Source organism: Ciceribacter sp. L1K23, from assembly GCF_018122705.1.
In the GTDB taxonomy this organism is placed as follows: domain Bacteria; phylum Pseudomonadota; class Alphaproteobacteria; order Rhizobiales; family Rhizobiaceae; genus Allorhizobium.
In genome coordinates, this window is record NZ_JAGRRC010000002.1 from 154283 (window position 1) to 174652 (window position 20370).

At 60.9% G+C, this 20370-nt stretch carries 15 protein-coding genes; 10 read left to right on the top strand and 5 right to left on the bottom strand.

Going from position 1 to position 20370, the window contains the following annotated elements:
* Positions 1–21: 21 nt before the first annotated feature.
* On the top strand, positions 22–894 hold the full coding sequence (rfbA, locus tag J5J10_RS19785) for a glucose-1-phosphate thymidylyltransferase RfbA (protein WP_208554145.1): 873 nt from the start codon (positions 22–24) through the stop codon (positions 892–894).
* 18 nt (positions 895–912) lie between these two features.
* On the opposite strand, the gene J5J10_RS19790 is transcribed toward rfbA, so the two are convergent.
* On the bottom strand, positions 913–1242 hold the full coding sequence (locus J5J10_RS19790) for a hypothetical protein (RefSeq protein WP_211931413.1): 330 nt from the start codon (positions 1240–1242) through the stop codon (positions 913–915).
* A 61-nt stretch (positions 1243–1303) separates the two neighbouring features.
* Entirely contained in the window at positions 1304–1555 is a 252-nt protein-coding gene (locus J5J10_RS19795; RefSeq protein WP_211931414.1) for a hypothetical protein, read from the bottom strand.
* 171 nt (positions 1556–1726) lie between these two features.
* Here J5J10_RS19795 and J5J10_RS19800 point away from each other — a divergent pair, with 171 nt between their 5' ends.
* Positions 1727–2497, top strand: coding sequence for an SDR family NAD(P)-dependent oxidoreductase (locus tag J5J10_RS19800; protein WP_211931415.1), 771 nt, complete (start codon positions 1727–1729; stop codon positions 2495–2497).
* A 29-nt stretch (positions 2498–2526) separates the two neighbouring features.
* On the opposite strand, the gene J5J10_RS19805 is transcribed toward J5J10_RS19800, so the two are convergent.
* Complete coding sequence (locus tag J5J10_RS19805) at positions 2527–3027, bottom strand: Lrp/AsnC family transcriptional regulator (protein ID WP_249116967.1); 501 nt, start codon at positions 3025–3027, stop codon at positions 2527–2529.
* Positions 3028–3134: 107 nt separating this feature from the next.
* Between J5J10_RS19805 and putA the strand changes: the two genes are divergently transcribed.
* From putA to ligD, 8 genes are all read left to right on the top strand, one after another.
* Positions 3135–6836 carry a trifunctional transcriptional regulator/proline dehydrogenase/L-glutamate gamma-semialdehyde dehydrogenase gene (gene putA, locus J5J10_RS19810; protein WP_211931416.1) on the top strand — a complete coding sequence of 1234 codons (3702 nt, stop codon included), beginning with the start codon at positions 3135–3137 and terminating at the stop codon, positions 6834–6836.
* Positions 6837–7875: 1039 nt separating this feature from the next.
* Positions 7876–8136: a DUF4212 domain-containing protein gene (locus tag J5J10_RS19815; RefSeq protein ID WP_208554139.1), complete on the top strand. Its 261-nt coding sequence runs from the start codon at positions 7876–7878 to the stop codon at positions 8134–8136.
* A 9-nt stretch (positions 8137–8145) separates the two neighbouring features.
* The gene (locus tag J5J10_RS19820) at positions 8146–9912 is read left to right on the top strand and encodes a sodium:solute symporter family protein (RefSeq protein WP_211931417.1); all 1767 of its coding nucleotides are present in this window, start codon (positions 8146–8148) and stop codon (positions 9910–9912) included.
* Between the two features lie 90 nt (positions 9913–10002).
* A complete protein-coding gene (locus tag J5J10_RS19825; protein ID WP_211931418.1) occupies positions 10003–11829 on the top strand; it encodes a DUF294 nucleotidyltransferase-like domain-containing protein in 1827 nt (608 codons plus the stop codon).
* Positions 11830–11838: 9 nt separating this feature from the next.
* Complete coding sequence (locus J5J10_RS19830) at positions 11839–12357, top strand: hypothetical protein (protein WP_211931419.1); 519 nt, start codon at positions 11839–11841, stop codon at positions 12355–12357.
* A gap of 86 nt (positions 12358–12443) precedes the next feature.
* The gene (locus J5J10_RS19835) at positions 12444–14477 is read left to right on the top strand and encodes a 3'-5' exonuclease (RefSeq protein ID WP_249116968.1); all 2034 of its coding nucleotides are present in this window, start codon (positions 12444–12446) and stop codon (positions 14475–14477) included.
* Between the two features lie 62 nt (positions 14478–14539).
* Entirely contained in the window at positions 14540–15379 is an 840-nt protein-coding gene (locus J5J10_RS19840) for a Ku protein (RefSeq protein ID WP_211931420.1), read from the top strand.
* A complete protein-coding gene (gene ligD, locus J5J10_RS19845; protein ID WP_211931421.1) occupies positions 15379–17895 on the top strand; it encodes a DNA ligase D in 2517 nt (838 codons plus the stop codon). The genes J5J10_RS19840 and ligD overlap by 1 nt, the downstream gene beginning before the upstream one ends.
* On the opposite strand, the gene J5J10_RS19850 is transcribed toward ligD, so the two are convergent.
* Positions 17896–18714: a Ku protein gene (locus J5J10_RS19850; protein ID WP_211931422.1), complete on the bottom strand. Its 819-nt coding sequence runs from the start codon at positions 18712–18714 to the stop codon at positions 17896–17898.
* Between the two features lie 58 nt (positions 18715–18772).
* A complete protein-coding gene (locus tag J5J10_RS19855; protein WP_211931423.1) occupies positions 18773–20368 on the bottom strand; it encodes a GMC family oxidoreductase N-terminal domain-containing protein in 1596 nt (531 codons plus the stop codon).
* Positions 20369–20370 lie beyond the last annotated feature (2 nt).

The following is a 20370-nucleotide window of genomic DNA, read 5'->3' on the forward strand; positions in this document are numbered from 1 at the left end:
TTCGGATTTACGGAGAAGATCATGAAGGGCATCATTCTTGCGGGCGGAAGCGGAACGCGTCTCCATCCGATGACGTCGGTCCTGTCGAAGCAGCTCATTCCTGTCTACGACAAGCCGATGATCTTCTATCCCCTGTCGACGCTCATGCTGGCCGGCATCCGGGACATCCTGATCATTTCGACACCGCGTGACCTGCCGAGCTTTGAAGCACTGCTCGGCGATGGTTCGCGGCTCGGCATCTCCTTGTCCTATGCCGTTCAACCTTCGCCGGACGGGTTGGCGCAGGCCTTTATCATCGGTGCGGATTTCGTCGGCTCTTCGCCGTCCTGTCTCGTGCTTGGCGACAATATCTTCTACGGTCACGGGATTACCGACCTGGTGAAGAGTGCAGCCTCACGACCCGATGGCGCCACGGTCTTTGCTTATCACGTCAATGATCCGGAACGGTACGGCGTTGTCGAATTCGACGCCGGTATGAAGGCCTTGTCGATTGAGGAAAAGCCTGTTGCGCCAAAGTCCAACTGGGCGGTGACAGGGCTTTACTTCTACGATTCGGAGGTTGTGGAGATCGCCGCCAACTTGAAGCCCTCGCCACGCGGTGAACTCGAAATCACGGATGTAAACAAAGCCTACCTCGAACGAGGCAAACTCAACGTGGAGCTGATGGGTCGAGGATACGCCTGGCTAGATACTGGCACCCCGGACAGCCTGCGTGACGCAAGCGATTTCGTCGCTACGCTCGAACGTCGCCAAGGCTTCAAAATCTGCTGCCCCGAAGAAATTGCCTTCCGCTCCGGCTTCATCGACGAGGCGAAGATGGAGGCTCTTGCCACAGCTTATGGCAAGAGCGCTTATGGTGCCTATCTTCGCAAGGTCCTCAAGGATCCTTACTGAAGAGACAAGGCCCAAGCATCAGGGGTTCGCGGGCAGTTCATCGGGTTCGATGACCGGCGTCTCGCCGACTGGCGGAGCGGGTTCGACGAGTTCCTGATCACCAACGGTCGGCGGTTCCAGCACACTTCCGCACTCGTCCAGCGTCTCGGAGAGTTGCGTGGTATCCGTCTCGACCTTCTCCTCACTGTCGGGTGTAATCGTGCACGTATCTGCAGGCTGCCGAGTCTCAGTGGCTGTATCAGGCGTATCAGCGTTTTCCTGTGCCCACGTGGTGTGAACCGGAAAGGCGGCGAGGGCAACCGTTCCGGCCGTAGCGAGCAGTTTCCGGCTTCGCTCTGAAATCGTCATCGGTTTTCTCCTTTCTTGCGCATAGTGGGATTACTTCCACGCAGTCCCATGGCTCGGATGATCATCCTGCATTGGCGCGTGAGCGCGCGGCATCCAGAATTGCTCTCATCTCGGTGGCCATTGCTCCTTGGGTTGCAAAAGCGACCGACGGCACAACGCCCGGATCTTCCTCCCCGTTGCGGGGAACGGCATCGTCTTCCAGCCAGCGCAGGTCCGGTGGCGGCCGGTCCTTCATGATCATTGCCAGCAGCGAAATCAGAACCTCGCGCTGCGCATTCAACCTGCCTTCCAGCTCTTCAACCGCAGTCTTCATTTTGCTTCCTCCACCAAGGTGCTTACTGGACAACGGAAGGGAGGCGGCAAAGTTTCGTGGACTGTCACAATTGACTGGTCCGCATCGACCGCACGGGATCGTTTTGACGCAAGCGGCGTTCTGGAGGAGAGGACCGGGCGTTGCCGGTCAGATCATCTCGGGAGGCGTCAGATGGCGAAAGTGGCATTGGTGACAGGCGGTGCGTCGGGGATCGGCAAGGCATCGGCATTCGCGTTGTCGAAGGCGGGTTATGCCGTCGCGATTCTTGGGCGAACGGATTCCGAAAACCAGCGTGCGGTCGCCGAGATAAAGGCAGCCGGTGGGGACGCCATGGCGCTGCGAGCGGATATCTCGGATGAGGACCAGATGCGGCGCGCGCTTAACGATCTGGAAGAGCGGTTCGGAAGGCTGGACGTCGTGGTGGCCAGCGGCGGCATCAACGGTGTGTGGGCTCCGATTGACGATCTCAAGCCGGACGAATGGGACAAGACGATCGCCGTCAACCTGCGGGGAACCTTTCTGACCGTTCACCTCACCGTTCCGCTGCTCAAACGCCAAGGCGGATCAATCATCGTCATCTCTTCGATCAACGGTACACGCACCTTCACCTCTCCCGGCGCCACTGCCTATTCCGCGACCAAGGCGGCGCAGGTGGCAATGGTGCAGCAATTGGCCCTCGAGCTCGGCCGCCACCGGATTCGCATCAACGCGGTATGCCCCGGCGCAGTGGAGACGGACATCGACGACAACACGTCGAGGCGCCATGAGGATCAAACGGCAATCCCCGTCGAATGGCCGGAAGGCGATATTCCGTTAACTGATGGCGTTCCGGCGGAGGCAGAGGACGTCGGCGAAGTGGTTGCATTTCTCGCGTCCGATGCGTCCCGCCATGTGACTGGTTCCCCTATCTGGGTCGATGGCGGTCAGGGATTGTTGCGGTAATCCGGTTGCATACCGCCGCAAAGAAATCCCTAATTCCAGTTCTCCTTGATCGACTGCATCACGACGTTTGTCGAGGTGTTGGCGACGAATGGCAGGCTTGAAATCTTTTCGCCCAACACATGACGGTAACGGCGTATGTTGGGCGTTCGTACCTTGAGGAGATAATCGAAGCGGCCGGCGATCATGTGGCACTCCTCAACCTCGGGAATCTTCCTGACAGCCGCGTTGAATGCATTCAATGCTTCCTCACGCGTGTCCGAGAGTTTCACCTCGGCGAAAGCAACGTGGTCGAGGCCAAGCTTCTGAGGGTTCAGGATAGCCTTGAAGCCCTCGATATAGCCGGTGTCGATCAACCGCTTCATTCTGACCTGGCATGGCGTCTTGGACAGACCGACACGGGCCGCAAGTTCGGTCACCGAAATACGGCCTTCGTGCCGAAGGATTTCGAGGATTCGCAGATCAAACTGGTCAAGTTCACTGTCGTGCAGCGGTTCCATGGTCGTCTTTCCTTCATTTTGCCAATTTTCCATTCAATTCACCTTAATTTGCTGTCAAATCAAGTCGGAAACTTCCGCTGTTCCACGGTATGATTAGTCCGATCCGCCCGTACGGACGCTTCCTCCACTCAGGTGACGACATGACCGCTGACGCCGCTCGCTCTTCCGACACGATAACGCTCAACCAAGCGCCCTTTGCCGAATTCGCGCCGCCGGTCCGGCCGCAAAGCGAATTGCGGCGAACGATCACCATGGCCTACCGCAGGTCGGAGGCTGAGTGCATGGCGCCGCTTCTCGCTGCAGCAACCATCGATGCCGGGATGAAGGGTGAAATCGCCCAGACAGCCCGTCAGTTGATACAGGCGCTGAGAGCGAAACACAGAGGTTCGGGTGTCGAGGGGCTGGTGCACGAATACTCGCTGTCGAGTCAGGAGGGCGTGGCGCTGATGTGTCTCGCGGAAGCCTTGCTGCGCATTCCCGACAATGCCACGCGCGACGCGCTGATCCGCGACAAAATCTCCGAAGGCGACTGGAAGTCACATCTCGGCGGTGGACGCTCGCTCTTCGTGAATGCCGCCACTTGGGGGCTTGTCGTTACCGGCAAGCTCACCGCGACGGTCAATGACCGCAGCCTGTCGGCTGCTCTCACGCGCCTGATCGCCCGGTGCGGAGAACCTGTTATCCGCCGCGGCGTCGATATGGCGATGCGGATGATGGGCGAGCAGTTCGTCACGGGGGAAACGATCGATGAAGCCCTGCGGCGCTCTCGGGAGATGGAAGAAAAGGGCTTCCGCTATTCCTACGACATGCTGGGCGAGGCGGCGACCACGGCGGAAGATGCTGAACGGTACTACCGCGATTACGAGACGGCCATTCACGCCATTGGCAAGGCGTCAGGAGGACGCGGCATCTATGAAGGGCCAGGTATCTCCATCAAGCTTTCCGCGCTGCATCCACGCTACAGCCGCGCGCAGGTTGGTCGCGTCATGGGCGAGCTTTTGCCCAAGGTGAAGGCGCTGGCGGCGATCGCAAAGGGGTACGACATCGGCCTCAACATCGATGCCGAGGAGGCCGATCGGCTGGAGCTGTCGCTGGATCTGCTGGAGGATCTGAGCCTCGATGCAGATCTGAAGGGCTGGAACGGGCTTGGCTTTGTAGTGCAGGCTTACGGCAAGCGCTGCCCGTTCGTGCTCGACTACATCATAGACCTGGCTCGCCGATCCGATCGACGCATCATGGTTCGACTGGTGAAGGGCGCCTACTGGGACGCAGAGATCAAGCGGGCGCAGCTCGATGGGCTTGAGGATTTTCCTGTCTTCACGCGCAAAGTCCACACGGATGTGTCGTACATCGCCTGCGCCCGAAAGCTGCTTGCCGCGCGGGATGTCATCTTCCCGCAATTCGCCAGCCACAATGCCCAGACGCTGGCCGCGATTTATCATCTTGCCGGTCCCGAGTTCACAGTGGGCGACTACGAATTTCAGTGCCTGCATGGCATGGGTGAGCCCCTTTATGAAGAAGTGGTCGGCGCGGAGAAGCTCGCGCGGCCGTGCCGTATCTACGCACCTGTCGGTACGCACGAGACGTTGCTTGCCTATCTCGTGCGTCGCCTCCTCGAAAACGGTGCGAACTCCTCCTTCGTCAATCGTATCGCCGATCCCAAGGTCTCCGTGGACGAACTCGTCGCCGATCCCGTGGATGTCGTCCGCGCCCAGGCGCAGCCGGGAGCTAAGCATGACCTGATCGCGCTGCCGGCGGATATCTTCGGCAAGGGCAGGACGAATTCCGCCGGCCTCGACCTGTCGAATGAGGCGACGCTCGCCGCACTGTCGACGGCACTGATGGAGAGCGCTTCCATGATCTGGAAGGCCGAGCCGCTGCTGGCGACCGGTCACACCGGCGGGGAGGCGCGGAACGTTCTCAATCCGGCAGACCACAACGATATTGTCGGAGAGGTGCTTGAACCGTCTGAAGAAGATGCGCTTCGCGCCATGGATCTGGCCGCCGATGCCGCAAGCGAATGGAGCCTCGTAGCGCCCGCAGCACGCGCGGCAATGCTTGATCGAGCGGCCGACGCGATGCAGGATCGCATGCCGATCCTCCTGGGACTTATCGTGCGTGAAGCCGGCAAGTCTTTGCCCAATGCCATCGCGGAGGTTCGTGAGGCGATCGATTTCCTGCGTTACTATGCCGAACAGGCCCGGCGCACGCTGGGGCCGGCGCACCGGGCGCTTGGACCCGTCGTGTGCATCAGTCCCTGGAATTTCCCGCTGGCTATCTTTACCGGCCAGATCGCCGCAGCGCTCGTCGCCGGCAATCCGGTACTGGCGAAGCCGGCCGAGGAAACGCCGCTGATCGCTGCTGAGGCCGTGCGCCTCTTGCACGCGGCGGGGATCCCAGCGGGTGCCCTGCAGTTCCTGCCCGGAGACGGCCGCACCGGCGCGACGCTGGTCGGTTCGCCCAAGACGGCCGGAGTGATGTTCACGGGGTCGACTGAGGTGGCACGCCTGATCCAGAAGCAATTGTCGGTCCGGACGCTGGCGAATGGCCGGCCTATCCCGCTGATCGCCGAGACCGGCGGCCAGAATGCGATGGTCGTCGACTCCTCGGCCCTTGCCGAACAGGTTGTGGCTGACGTTATTGCCTCGGCTTTCGACAGTGCCGGACAGCGGTGTTCAGCGCTTCGCGTGCTTTGCCTCCAGGAAGATGTCGCCGACCGGATATTGGCGATGCTGAAGGGTGCATTGCACGAATTGCGCATCGGCCGGACGGACCGCCTTAGCGTGGATATTGGTCCGGTCATTACCGCGGAGGCGAAGGCAAACATCGAGCGGCATATCGACGGCATGCGCGCCAACGGCCGCAAGGTCGAACAGATCGCGATGCCTCGCGAAACCGATGCAGGAACCTTCGTTGCACCGACGATCATCGAACTTCAGTCGATGAAGGATCTTCAACGCGAAGTCTTCGGGCCGGTCCTGCATGTCATCCGTTACCGGCGTGCCGATCTCGAGCGGCTGATCGATGACATCAATGCCACCGGCTATGGATTGACGTTCGGTTTGCATACGCGGCTCGACGAGACCATCGCCCACGTGACGTCGCGCGTTAAGGCCGGCAACCTTTATGTCAACCGCAATATCATCGGCGCGGTTGTCGGCGTGCAGCCGTTCGGCGGCCGGGGGCTCTCGGGCACCGGCCCAAAGGCCGGCGGGCGGCTATACATTGGCCGACTTGTGGAAACTCCGCCCGTTCCGCCCCGCCACGGCTCGAACGCTATCGATCCGGCGCTGGTCGACTTCGCCCGCTGGCTCGAAGAGACAGGGCGTACAGGGGAGGCGGCAATCGCGCGGGACAAGGGGGGCGAGGCTGCCTTGGGGCTTGAGACGCAATTGCCGGGTCCCGTCGGCGAGGCCAATCTCTACAGCCTTCACCCGCGCGGGCGTATTCTTCTCGTGCCGCAGAGCGAGAAAGGGTTGATCGGTCAAATCGGTTCCGTGCTTGCAACGGGGAATTTCGCGGTCGTGGATGCGGGTTCTGGACTGCGGGACACTCTTGCCGGTCTGCCGGCGTCGGTGGTGGCGCGGTTGTCGTGGTCGTCGGACTGGGCGAAGGATGGTCCGTTCGCCGGCGCTCTCGTCGAAGGTGACGCCGAAAGGGTACTCGCCGTTCAGGCAAAGATCGCAGCCCTGGAAGGACCACTCGTGCTGACGCAGGCGGCTAGTGGCGATGCCGCAGGTCGTACGGATGCGTACTGCCTGAACTGGCTTCTCGAAGAAGTCTCCGTCTCCATCAACACTGCGGCGGCCGGCGGCAATGCCAGCTTGATGACGATCGGATAGCTTCGCGGCTCCAGAAGCCCACCCCAAAACAAATCCAGGCCGGCCCTCCGAAAAACAGGGTCGGCTTTTCCCATTTCTGCAGATTGCCGCCATATCCACTTATGGCCGGATGCCGTCACTCAGGTGGCGAAACCTGCTCCGGAACTCTCCGAGACGGGGGTGTTTGCAACCGCTCCGTGGTTTCTTCACAGGCGTCGGACCATACTAGAGTCCCGTTTTGGCACAGGCCTTCCTGCAGGAGAGGCCTTTATCCGGAGTTAACGGGCGAGCATCGCGCCGGGTGGCAAACCGGCTTAACCCGGAATTAACTGCCGGACCGTTTTGAGCACTCACGCGATTAGGAAATCCTTTAGTTTTGCCAATTATCGCTGGGTCGTCCCCGATTTGGGGAGCCCGCGGATGATGTCGCGTGGAACTGAAAAATGAGGACTGAAGCGCACATGACGTGCATGGTTAGACCTGCGCCAAGCGCGGGATCACTGGCTTTTTGCGGGCCGAGCATCCGTCCGGATGCGGGAATCGCGCATTTGCCCCGCTGCTCCATCCTCTGCTTCTCCCGTTCCCTCTCCGTCCGGGCGCTCCCGTGCGTCGCGGAGTTATCCAGGCTTTTCGGATTTCCCATCGGCCTTCCTTCGGGAAGGCCGTCACGGTGCCGTGCAATGCCGTCTTTGCCCCCCATGCCAGACGGCGTTTGATACCACGGTGCCGTGGGAGGAGCGCGCCTGCCCCCCGGTGCGCTCCTCCACCCTTCCGCTCGCCTTGACGATCGGCGGAATACTATCTTGATCTCGTCTCCCAAGCCTCAAAGGTCCGCAATTGCAGGCCGCATATGTCGCCGACTCAAGAGGAAATGGCGTTCGTCAAGTCACTCCCGTCTAATACCAAGGCAAGGGTGTACGCCCGAAATTTCCTTCTTTAAGAGTTGAAATTCCAATATCGCCGCCTGCTGTCGAGGATCAGCATTAAGGGCAGCCGGTGTGTGGAAGGGGACGGTGCCTCGATTTGATGCGCCGGTTTTGGAGGAAAAAGGGAGTTGCACATGGCGGACAAGTCTTCGTCCAATGCCTATTGGGCTGCCAACAAACGCATCATCTACATTTCGTTGGTGATCTGGGCAGTCGTTTCTTATGGCTTCGGCATACTTTTGCGTCCCATGCTGTCGGGCATTCCGGTCGGCGGGACCGATCTCGGATTCTGGTTTGCGCAGCAAGGATCGATCTTGGTCTTTATTGCGCTGATCTTCGTTTACGCGAACTACATGAACAAGATCGACCGCGAATACGGCGTCGACGAGGAGTGAGGCACGAACATGGATCAGTATACGCTTAATCTGCTGATTGTGGGCGCGTCGTTCGCGCTCTACATCGGCATCGCCATCTGGAGCCGGGCCGGTTCCACGGCAGAGTTCTATGCGGCAAACCGCGGTGTTCATCCTGTCCTGAACGGAATGGCCACCGCGGCCGACTGGATGTCGGCGGCATCGTTCATTTCCATGGCCGGCCTCATCGCCGCCGTGGGTTATGGCAACTCGACCTATCTGATGGGCTGGACAGGCGGCTACGTTCTCCTGGCTCTGCTCCTCGCCCCATATCTGCGCAAGTTCGGCAAGTTCACCGTTCCGCAGTTCATCGGCGACCGCTTCTACAGCCAGTCGGCCCGACTTGTCGCGGTTGTCTGCCTGATCATCATCTCGGTCACCTACGTTATCGGTCAGATGACCGGTGCCGGCGTGGCCTTCTCGCGCTTCCTCGAAGTCGAAGTCTCAACCGGCCTCTGGATCGCGGCAGCCGTGGTGTTCGCCTACGCCGTTCTCGGCGGCATGAAGGGCATCACCTATACCCAGGTTGCACAGTACGTCGTTCTCATCATCGCTTATACCATTCCGGCGATCTTCATCTCGCTGCAGCTCACCGGAAATCCGCTTCCGCCGCTGGGTCTGTTCTCGACCCATGCCGAAGCCGGTGTTCCGCTGCTGACGAAGCTCGACCAAGTGGTGACCGACCTCGGCTTCAATGCCTATACGTCGCAGGGCTCCATGCTCAACATGACGCTCTTCACGCTGTCGCTGATGATTGGTACCGCCGGTCTTCCGCACGTCATCATCCGCTTCTTCACGGTTCCGAAGGTGGCCGACGCCCGTTGGTCCGCCGGCTGGGCCCTGGTGTTTATCGCGCTTCTCTATCTGACCGCTCCGGCTGTCGGTGCGATGGCGCGCCTCAACATCATCGACACGATCTTCCCGAACGGCACCAGCCAGGACGCGGTTCTCTATGAAGAGCGTCCGGACTGGATGAAGAACTGGGAAGTCACCGGTCTCCTGAAGTTCGAGGACAAGAACGGCGACGGCCGCATCCAGTACTACAACGACAAGGCCGACTCGTTCGCCACGACGGCGACGGAGCGGGGCTGGGCTGGTAACGAACTTACCATCAACAATGACATCCTCGTTCTCGCCAATCCGGAAATCGCACAGCTTCCGGGCTGGGTCATCGCCCTGATCGCCGCCGGCGGTCTCGCAGCGGCTCTGTCGACCGCAGCAGGTCTTCTGCTCGCGATCTCCTCGGCCGTCAGCCACGACCTTATCAAGGACTGGCTGGTTCCGGGTATTTCTGAAAAGAACGAACTGATGGTCGCCCGCGTGGCCATGGCAGGCGCGATCCTGGTCGCTACCCTGCTAGGCCTCAATCCTCCGGGATTTGCGGCACAAACGGTGGCTCTCGCCTTCGGTCTGGCCGCAGCGACGATCTTCCCGGCACTGATGATGGGCATCTTCTCGAAGCGCATCAATTCGACCGGCGCCACCCTTGGTATGATCGTCGGTCTGGTCGTTACCTGCCTCTACCTCTTCACATATCTCGGCTGGTTCTTCATCGCCGGCACGAACATGCTGGAGAACGTACCGGCGAACTACCTGTTCGGTATCCCGCCGACCGCCTTCGGTCCGATCGGCGCGCTGCTGAACTTCGCCGTCGCCTACGTAGTCTCGATGATGACTGCGGAGCCGCCGCAGGAAGTCCAGGACCTCGTCGAATCGATCCGCGTTCCGCGCGGTGCAAGTGCGGCGATCGCTCACTGAGACGATCCAAATATCGGCAGGGGCGGCGAAAGCCGCCCTTGTCTTTTCCCTCCGGCGGGGACGGTCGCGCAGCGATCGCATGAGGGGCCAATGGGACTGAGCACAACCGACATCGTCCGTTTTCTCGAGACGGTCCATCCCTACGACACCATTCCGGGTGACGAGCTTGCTCTCGTCGCGAGCCGCTTTTCCAGTCTTCGTTTCAACGCCGGCGCCGATATCTATACGCTCGGCGAACCATTGCCGGGGCTCTTCCTGATCATGGAAGGCTCGGTCGAAGTGCGGGATGCGACCGGGACGGTCGTCTCGCAACTTTCGCCGCGCAATTCACTCGGCGAACGCGGTCTGCTGCGCGACGGCCTGGCGGTGACCAGCGCGACGGCACGGACGGACACCACGGCACTTCTTCTGCCGACGTCCGAGTTCAAGCGCCTGATGGCCGACCATCCGGCCTACCAGCGCTTCTTTACCCGCGGCCGGACAAACGATACGCGGCGCAGCGATCTGAATACACTGAAGGTGGCCGACCTGATGTCGAAGCCCCCGATCACATGCGCGCCTTCCGACACCGTCAAACTGGCAGCCGAAATCATGCGTGACCGCCGGGTTTCCAGCCTGGGTGTGATCGAGGACGGAGCGTTCGTCGGCATGCTTACCGTTCGCGACCTTGCGACGCGTGTGGTCGCTGAGGGGCTGGGCGTGTCGAAGACCACGGTGCGGAGCGTGATGACACGCGATGTCAGCGGACTTCCCCCCGATGCCCTCGGCTCGGATGTGTTGCATCTGATGCTCGAACACAAGGTCGGTCATCTACCCGTCCTCTCCGGGCAGCGGCTCGAAGGGATGGTGACGCAGACCGATCTGACACGGTTCCAGGCTGTGTCCTCTGCGCGGCTTGTGCACGATATCGCCACGGCTCAAACGGTCGAGGAGATGCGGGAAATCACCGGCCGCATCCCTCAATTGCTGGTGCAACTCGTCGGCGGCAACAGCGCACACGAGGTGGTGACCCGGCATATTACTGATATCGCCGACGCGGTAACGCGCCGGCTGATCGTGATGGCCGAGCGTGAGCTCGGGCCGCCACCGGTGCCCTATGTCTGGTTGGCCTGCGGCAGCCAGGGGCGTCAGGAGCAGACCGGCGTCAGTGACCAGGACAATTGCATCTTCATTTCCGACGAGGTGCGGGATACCGATCGTGAGTGGTACAGACAGCTCGCCCGCTTCGTCAGTCATAATCTCGATGCCTGCGGCTACTATTTCTGCCCCGGGGACATGATGGCGACGAACGAGCGCTGGTGCCAGCCGGTGCGGGTGTGGCGGGAATACTTCTCCGGCTGGATCAGCAGGCCCGATCCGATGGCGCAGATGCTGGCAAGCGTGATGTTTGACCTCCGTCCGATCAGCGGGACGCGGGCATTGTTCGACGAATTGCAGGGGGAAACGCTGGAACGTGCCAGCAAGAACGAGCTTTTCGTTGCGCACATGATCGCAAACTCTCTCAAGCATGCCCCGCCGCTTGGTCTCCTGCGAGGGTTTGCCACCGTGCGTAGCGGCGAGCATCGCAACCAGATCGACATGAAGCATAATGGTGTTGTTCCGGTCGTCGACCTCGGGCGTGTGTATGCGCTGCAGGGCAGGCTGGCGCCGGTGAACACTCGAGCACGATTGCTCGCGGCCGAAGAGGCAGGCGTGATCTCCGGCGCCGGTGCAAAGGATCTCGTTGCCGCCTATGATCTGATTGCCGAAATGCGGCTACGCAATCAGGCGGCCGAAATTCGCGCGGGACGCAAGCCAGACAACTTTCTCGCTCCCTATGATTTCGGCGACTTCGAAAGATCGCATCTGCGTGATGCCTTTGTCGTCGTGCGGACAATGCAATCGGCGCTCGGCCACGGACGCAGTGCCCCCGTTTGAGGTTTCATCATGTTCTATGAGTTTATCGCGGCGATCGTGTCCGCCTTCGCCGCGGGTGGTATTGCTTCCGGTGTGCTATGGATGAGCAAGGGGCGCTTGCCGAAATGGATCGTGCCGGCCTGTGCAGGCCTTGCCATGCTGACCTACACCGTCTGGAGCGAATACAGCTGGTATGGACGTATGATCGCAGGCTCGCCGCCAGAGGTGGTGATCGCATGGAGGAACGAGACCACGGCACCGTGGCGTCCATGGTCCTACTACAAGCCGGTGATCAACCGATTTACCGCGGTCGACAAGCGCACCATCCAGCGCAATGCCAATCTTCCCGATCAGGTTCTGGTGGATGTCATTCTGGCATCGCGTTGGCAGCGCGTGGCGCGCGTGAAGGTGCTGTTCGACTGCAAGGCGAACCGCCGCGCCGATCTTTTGACCTCGGATATCAAGGTCGAGGAAAACGGAGCGATCAGCGGGGCGACATGGACGGATCTGCCCGCCGATGATCCCGTGTTGCGCGCGGCCTGCAGCTGATGCTGTCAGGGCGTGGCTCCTGATCCTGATCAAACCGAGATGCCGCGTGTGCTGTATGCTGTTTCAAGGAAGCGAGGGAGGAGACCTTGGAGGAGGCGGTACTCAAGAAGCTGAGCCTGCGGGTGCGTATCCTGCTGTTCTTCGCCGCGCTGGCGGTGGGGTCGGTGGTGGCGCTCGCCGTGGGGCTGTGGTTCGGCTATCACCGCCAGGGTGCCCCCGAGATGCTGAACGCATTTGTTCAAGGAGGTGTGGCCGCCGCATTCGCCATGGTGGGGCTGATCACCTGGGTCTGGTATCTGTTCGACACGCATCTGGCGCGACCCATGCAGGGATTGGCGGGCGCCATTCTGGCCCGCACGCATGCCGATGTGGCCGAAGACCTTAACCCGGAGTCGGCGCGCTATCTTGGTGAACTCGCAACGGCTGCCTCTGCCGCCGCCGTGACCCTGACGCGAACAAGGAGTGCCTTGACGGAGTCGGTCGCCCGCGAAACCGCCCGCCTATCCGCCGACAAGGGCAAGCTGGAGGATCTGCTCGCCGATGTTCCTCCCGGCGTTCTGCTCTGCACCGGGCGGCATCATCTGGTGTTCTACAACAGCGCTGCCGTGCAACTTCTGTCGGACGAGAAGCGTCCCGTCTGCCTCGACAAGAGCCTGTTCGACTATCTCGATGACAGCACCATCCGCCAGGCGCATCACCGGCTCCTGGAAACCGGCCACCGGTCGGCGATGGAGCTTCTCTGCACGACGCCTTCCGGGCGGCGCAGGCTTGCCGCGCGTATACGGCTCGTGGGCGATGCGGGCGACGATCCGGGCGCCTATGTGATGACGCTGCGCGATGTATCGGCGGAATTGTCGTCCTATGCCCGCCGGGATGCGCTGCTTGCCGAAGTGTTCGAGCAGTTCCTGCCAACACTGAAGGCGAGCGCAAGCGATGCAGGATCGCCCGGTTTCGCGGATTTGCTGTCCAAGGCTGCGGACCTTGAAGATCGATATGCAATCTGTCGTTCCGATACATGGCCGATGACGCTGATCGACGCCGCGTTGATCAGCCGTGATCTTCGCTCCAGTCTGGGAGAGATGGCGCCTGAATTTGGCGGGCCGTGGGGTGCCTATGCCGTTCGCTGCAACAGCTTCGATATGGTGGCGCTGATCCGGCACGTAACGGAGCGCGTTGTGCGGGAATGCTCGGCACAGGATCTTTTCCTCACGCTCGTCCCCGAGGAAAAAGGCGCGCAACTTCGCTTGTCCTGGCGTGGCAGTCGGGTCTCGGACGAACGTTTGAAGGAATGGCTGGCGGAGCCTCTCGATGGGACCGGTGGCGGCCTGACGGGTCTCGCTGTCGTGGCCGGCCACGGTGCGTCTCTTTTCCGGGGCCAGGTGCCGCCCGACGAGTGCGTCGTCCTGCGCCTGCCGGAGGCAGAGCGACGCGAGGTCTCCCGGCACGGTGGCGACCGCTTTGTGGTCTATGACTTCGACCTCCTGTCACGCCTGCAATATGACCGTATCAGTGAGGCCCGTCTCGATGACCTGACCTATGTCGTGTTCGATACCGAAACCACCGGGCTGTTACCGGAGCAGGGTGACGAGATCGTGCAGATCGCCGCTGTGCGTGTCGTCAACGGCAAGCGCGTACAGGGCGAGGTGTTCGACACGCTGGTCAATCCGGGTCGGTCGATCCCTGCGGCGTCGACTGCCGTGCACGGGGTGTCGGACGCCATGGTCGTCAATGCGCCATCGGTGCGTGAGGTGATCGAGCGCTTTCACAAATTTGCCGAGGGGTCCGTGCTGGTGGCGCATAATGCGCCGTTCGACATGGAGTTCCTGCGGCGCCGCGAGCGCGAGATCGGCATTCACTTCGCCAATCCGATCCTGGACACAGTTCTGCTTTCGGCTGTCGTCTTCGGACAGAGCGAGACACACAGTCTCGACGCCCTGTCGCAGCGGCTGGGGATCACGATCGCCGACGAGGACCGGCACACCGCACTTGGCGATACGATCGCCACCGCGGACGCCTTCATCAAGCTCAAGTCGATGATGCAGGCAAAGGGTATCGAACGGTTCGGCGAGGTGCTGACCGAGGTTCGTCGCCATGGGCGTCTGCTTCGCGATCTCAACTGAAGCGGACAGCAGGAACAATAATCGCCGTGCCGCATTCACCGCCAAGGAAGGTGGGAGCGTGCATGGCCTATCGTGCGTTGTGGAAAGGCGAATTGTCCGTCGACGAGCTGAGCTGTGGGGTCGCGCTTTATGCAGCGACGTCTTCCGCTGACAGGGTTTCCTTTCACATCATCAACCGCAAAACCGGGAACAGGGTCAGCCGTCGCATGGTCGACAGCGAAACGGGACGCGAGGTTGAGCGCGACGAAATCGTCAAAGGCTACGAGACCTCTAACGGCAAGACCGTCATTCTCGAGGCCGAGGAGATCACATCGCTCGTGCCGAAGAGCGACAAGGCGCTCGATGTGCAGGGGTTTCTCGGCTTTGACGACATCGATCCGGTTTTCTTCGAGCGTCCCTATTTTCTCGTGGCTTCCGACGAGGAGTCGGCCGAGGCTTTCGAGCTTATCCGCCGTGGCATGGAAAAGAAGAAGGTTGGCGCCCTGGCGAGGACGGTCCTCTTTCGGCGCCTGCGAAACCTCTTCATCAGGCCGACGGCGGATGGCATGATCGCCACCACCCTGCAATATGACTACGAAGTGCGGAGCGCTGACGAGGCATTGAAATCCATCCCGGATGTCCGCATCTCCCGCGAGATGCTGGATCTCGCGCGGCATATCATCGGCACCAAGCAGGGTGCCTTCGATCCCGCCGAATTCGAGGACCGGTATGACGATGCGCTTGCCGAACTGGTGAAGGCGAAAATCGAAGGCCGCAAGCCGAAGAAGCTGCCGCGCCGGGCGGCGTCGAACGTCACGGATCTTATGGATGCGCTGCGCCAGAGCGCCGGCGAGGGTGGAAAAAGCAAGGGCCGAAAGAAGACCGCTGCAAGCGATAGCGGAAGCAGGAGAAAGGCTGGCTGATGTCTCTTGCTACCTACAATCGCAAGCGGGACTTCAAGGCGACGCCGGAACCACAGGGAAAAACGGGCCCGTCGAAGGGACGCAGCTTCGTGGTCCAGAAACATGCTGCGCGACGCCTGCATTATGATTTCCGTCTGGAAGTGGACGGCGTCCTTAAAAGCTGGGCGGTCACGAAGGGACCAAGCCTGGTTCCGGCGGAGAAGCGCCTTGCGGTCCATGTCGAAGACCACCCGCTCGACTATGGCGGCTTCGAAGGCACGATCCCCGCAGGTCATTACGGCGCCGGTGAAGTGATCGTCTGGGACCGCGGCACCTGGCAGCCCGAGGGGGACATTCGCAAGGCGCTGAAGAAAGGCCATATAGAATTCACCCTCGACGGAGAAAAGCTCAAGGGTCGCTGGCACCTGGTGCGTATGCAGACGCGGGAGGAGAGCCGGGAGAACTGGCTGCTGATCAAGTCTGATGACGAATTTGCCCGGCAGGAGGACGATCCGGATATTCTCGAGGAGTTGCCGCTATCAGTAGTCAGCGATCGCAGCATCGACGATTTGGCTGGCGGCAGGAAAACGCGAGAAATAGGCAAGGGCAAAGGACCCACAAAGGCCAAGGCGGCAGGCTCCAGGACGAAGGTAAAAGCGGCGCTTCCCGGCAGCACGCGCGGGTTGCTTCCTGATTTCATCGAACCTCAGCTCGCGAAACTCGTCAAATCCGCACCCACGGGTCCGGGCTGGCTGCACGAGATCAAGCTTGATGGCTATCGGCTGCAGGTCCGTATCGAGCGCGGCGACGTCCGTTTCCTGACGCGTGGCGGGCTCGACTGGACCGACCGCTTCGGCAGGGATCTCGTCTCCGCCTTCGCCGATCTGGACGTGGAGGAGGCGCTGATCGATGGGGAAGTCGTCGTCGAGAACGGCTCTGGCATCAGCGACTTCTCGCTGCTGCAGAAAGATCTGTCCGAGGGGAAGCTCGATCGCTTCGCTTTCTACGCGTTCGATCTCATTTATCTTGACGGCTTCGACCTGCGGAGGGTCGAGTTGACGAAGAGGAAGGAACGTCTTCGGGCTCTACTGGGGAAAGCAAAGGCCCCGCTGCGTTACAGCGAGGAGTTCGAGGAGAGCGGCAAGCTCGTCCTTCAGCACGCCTGCCGCCTCAGCCTCGAAGGGATCATCTCGAAACGTACAGGCGGAATCTATAAATCGGGCAGGGGCAACGACTGGGTAAAATCCAAGTGCAGCGCCCGTCAGGAACTGGTGATCGGTGGTTACGCGCCATCGTCGGTGGATCCTTCCGCCATCGGATCGCTGGTAATGGGCGTGTTCGAAAAGGACGGCAAACTCCGCCATGTCGGTCGTGTCGGAACAGGTTATTCCCAGGCTGTTGCGCGCGATCTTTTCGAACGCCTGCAGCCGCTCCGCCAAGACAAGAGCCCATTCGCCAACCGGCTGACGGGCCTCGAGCGCCGGGATGTGCAGTTCGTCTCGCCTGAATGCGTCGCCGAAGTGGAGTTTCGCGGCTGGACGGCGGACCAGCATCTGCGCCATGCTTCTTTCCGAGGCCTTCGAGAAGACAAGCCAGCGAAAGCCGTCGTGAGGGAGAAGCCCGTGTCGGAAAAAACCGAGATGCCGAAACGCACGGTTCCACTAACCCATCCCGAACGCATCTATTGGCCGGATGCGGGTGTCACAAAAGAAGGGCTGGCGAGTCACTACGAACTGGTCTGGCCTCGCATCGCTCCCTTTATCGTCGATCGCCCGCTTGCGTTGTTGCGTTGTCCGGAGGGTATAGAGGGGCAATCCTTCTTCCAGAAGCATTCCTGGCGTGGAATGCGGAAGGAGATTCTTCGGTTCAAGGATCCCAAGGACAAGAACGGCGAGGACTATGTCGGAATCCGCGATCTCGACGGTCTGATCGCCCTTGTTCAGGGCGCGGCGCTCGAGATCCATCCCTGGGGCTCGACCTTCAGTGCGATCGAAAGCCCCGACATGGTGATCATGGATCTCGATCCCGGTCCCGGCGTTGACTGGCAGGCGGTGATTGATGCCGCGATCGAGGTGCGCGAGCGTTTCGAACGCATCGGTCTGACAGGCTTTTTGAAGACCTCTGGCGGCAAAGGCTTGCATGTGGTTGCGCCGCTGGAGCGGAAAGCGCGCTGGGCGACCGTCAAGGCGGCGATGAAGGCGCTGGCCGACGCCATGGCGAAGGATGATCCGGAGCGTTACGTCTCGACAGTCAGCAAGGCGAAAAGGAACGGACGCATTCTGATCGACTACCTGCGCAATGGTCGCGGTTCGACGGCGGTCGCACCCTATTCCACGCGGGCGCGGCCGGGCGCGCCTGTGTCGACGCCGCTTGCATGGGACGAACTGACGCCCGATATCGGACCGGCGCATTTCACAGTCGATAACCTGCCGGCACGTCTGGACGCTCAGGAGAGCGACCCGTGGGCAGATTTCCGCGCTTCGGCCGCGCCAATCACGTCTGAGAGCAAAGCGAAGGCCGCAAAATCGGGTGGGTGATCAGCTTTTGGATTTGCCGCCCTTCTTTTCGCTTTCCAGGCTGCGTTTCAGAGCGCTCATGATGTCGATGACATTGTCCCCGCGCGGACGCGTATCCGGCTTCTTGGCCGGCTCCGACTTGGTTTTTCCGGACTTCTTGCGTGCGTTGATGATCGAACGGAGCTTTTTCTCCACCGGGTCCTTCACGAGGTCTGGCGACCATTCCTGACGATGGCTTTCGATCAGGTCGGTCATCATGCCAAGCATCTTTGGGGCGGGCTTTTTTCCAGAAGGCGCAGCGTCAACCTGGTCCACCGCACGAACTTCGTCGCCATAGCGCAGTGTCCAGGCGATCATGCCGCGATCACGTGGCAGGATCAGCAAGGGGTGCTCCCGTCTGTAAAGCACGATCCGGGACATCGCGGCGGTACCGGTTTTCGACATCGCTTCCCGAATAACCGAAAAAGCCTCCTGGCTGACCTTGTCGGCCGGGGCGAGGTAATGAGGGCTGTCAAACCAGATCCAGTCGATCGAGTCGATGTCAACGAATTTCGCGATATCGATCGTGCGGGTGCTCTCTAGCGCCACCTCCGCCAGTTCGTCGTCGGTGAAGAGCACGAACTTGCCGTCCTCATATTCATAACCGCGGCGCTGGTCATCGTCATCCACCGGCTTGCCGGTCGCCGCATCGACGTAGTCGCTCTGCACACGGTTGCCGGTGCGTCGATTGACGTTGTGGAAGCGGATCTTGCGGGATTCGGTAACGGCGGGTGTCATCGTCACCCTACACGTCACAAGCGAGAGCTTGAGGTAGCCTTTCCAGAAGACGCGCGGCGCCATGGGATTCTCCGAGAGACTGGATCTCGCACTCAACACGCCGGATGCCGAATGGGTTCCCTCAACGATTGTCGGCGAGGATCATCTCGGCCGCCTTCTCGGCGATCATGATCGTCGGAGAATTGGTGTTGCCGGAGGTGATCGTCGGCATGATCGAAGCATCGGCAATGCGCAGCCCGTGCAATCCTCTTAGCCGCAAACGCGGATCGACAACGCTGTCGGGATCTGCGCCCATGCGGCAGGTGCCGACGGGGTGGAAGATGGTGGTGCCGATGTTTCCTGCGGCTGTCCGTAACTCCTCATCCGACTGAAAGGCGAGGCCTGGTTTGAACTCTTCCGGGAAAAAGCGGGCGAAAGACGGCTGTTCTGCGATATTGCGAGCGATGCGGATCGACCGAACGGCGACCTCGCGATCGCCTTCCGTTGAAAGATAGCGCGGTGTGATCGCGGGCTGTGACGCAAAATCCGCCGATTTGATGTGGACGTGGCCGCGGCTCTCCGGCCGCAGATTGCAGACGCTTGCGGTGATCGCCGGGAAGGCGTGGACCGGTTCGCCGAACTTTTCCAGCGAGACGGGTTGGACATGGAATTCCAGATCGGGCGTCTCCTTGTCGGGACCGGAACGGGTGAAAATGCCTAGCTGGCTCGGAGCCATCGCCATAGGTCCCGAGCGACGCAGCGCATATTCCAGTCCAATGGCTGCTTTGCCGAGCAGCCGCGAAGCCTTTTCGTTCAGTGTAGGAACGCCGGTTACTTTAAAGGCGAGGCGCAGTTGCAGGTGGTCTTGAAGATTTTCGCCGACGGATGGTCGCTCCTTGATCACCTCCACACCCGCGTTTTGCAAGACGTCGCCGCGACCGATGCCGGACAGTTCGAGGATCTGAGGCGAGCCGATAGCTCCGGCAGACAGGACGACTTCCCGGCGCGAGAAAAAGCGTTTTGCCATCCCGTCGTGCTGAACCTCGACGCCTGTCACCACACCGTCCTCAACGATCAGGCGCATGACATGCGCCTTCGTGAGGACGTTCAGGTTTCCCCGCTTGACGGCCGGGCGAAGGAAGGCCTTTGCGGTATTCCAGCGTATGCCGGAGCGCTGGTTGACTTCGAAATAGCCTGAGCCCTCGTTGTCACCTCGATTGAAATCGCTTGTTCGCGGGATGCCAGCTTCTTCCGCCGCCTGCTGGAAGGCGTCGAGTACGGCCCAGCGAACGCGGGCTTTTTCCACGCGCCATTCGCCGCCCGCGCCATGCATCTCGTCGGCGCCCTTGTGGAAGTCCTCCGACTTGCGGAACAGCGGCAGTACGTCGTCCCAGCCCCAGCCTTCACATCCCATCTGGCGCCAGAGATCGTAATCGCGGGCCTGTCCCCGCATGTAGATCATGCCGTTAATCGAGGAACAGCCGCCGAGCACCTTGCCGCGCGGATAGTTGAGCGCGCGTCCGTTCAACCCCTCTTCCTTTTCCGTCTGGAAACACCAGTCGGTTCGGGGATTGTTGATGCAGTAGAGATAGCCGACCGGGATGTGGATCCAGTGATAGTTATCGCTGCCACCGGCCTCGAGGAGCAGGACGCGATGTCTTGGATCAGTGGACAGACGGTTAGCCAGCACGCAGCCCGCCGAGCCGGCCCCGATGACGATGTAATCATATTGCAGCATCC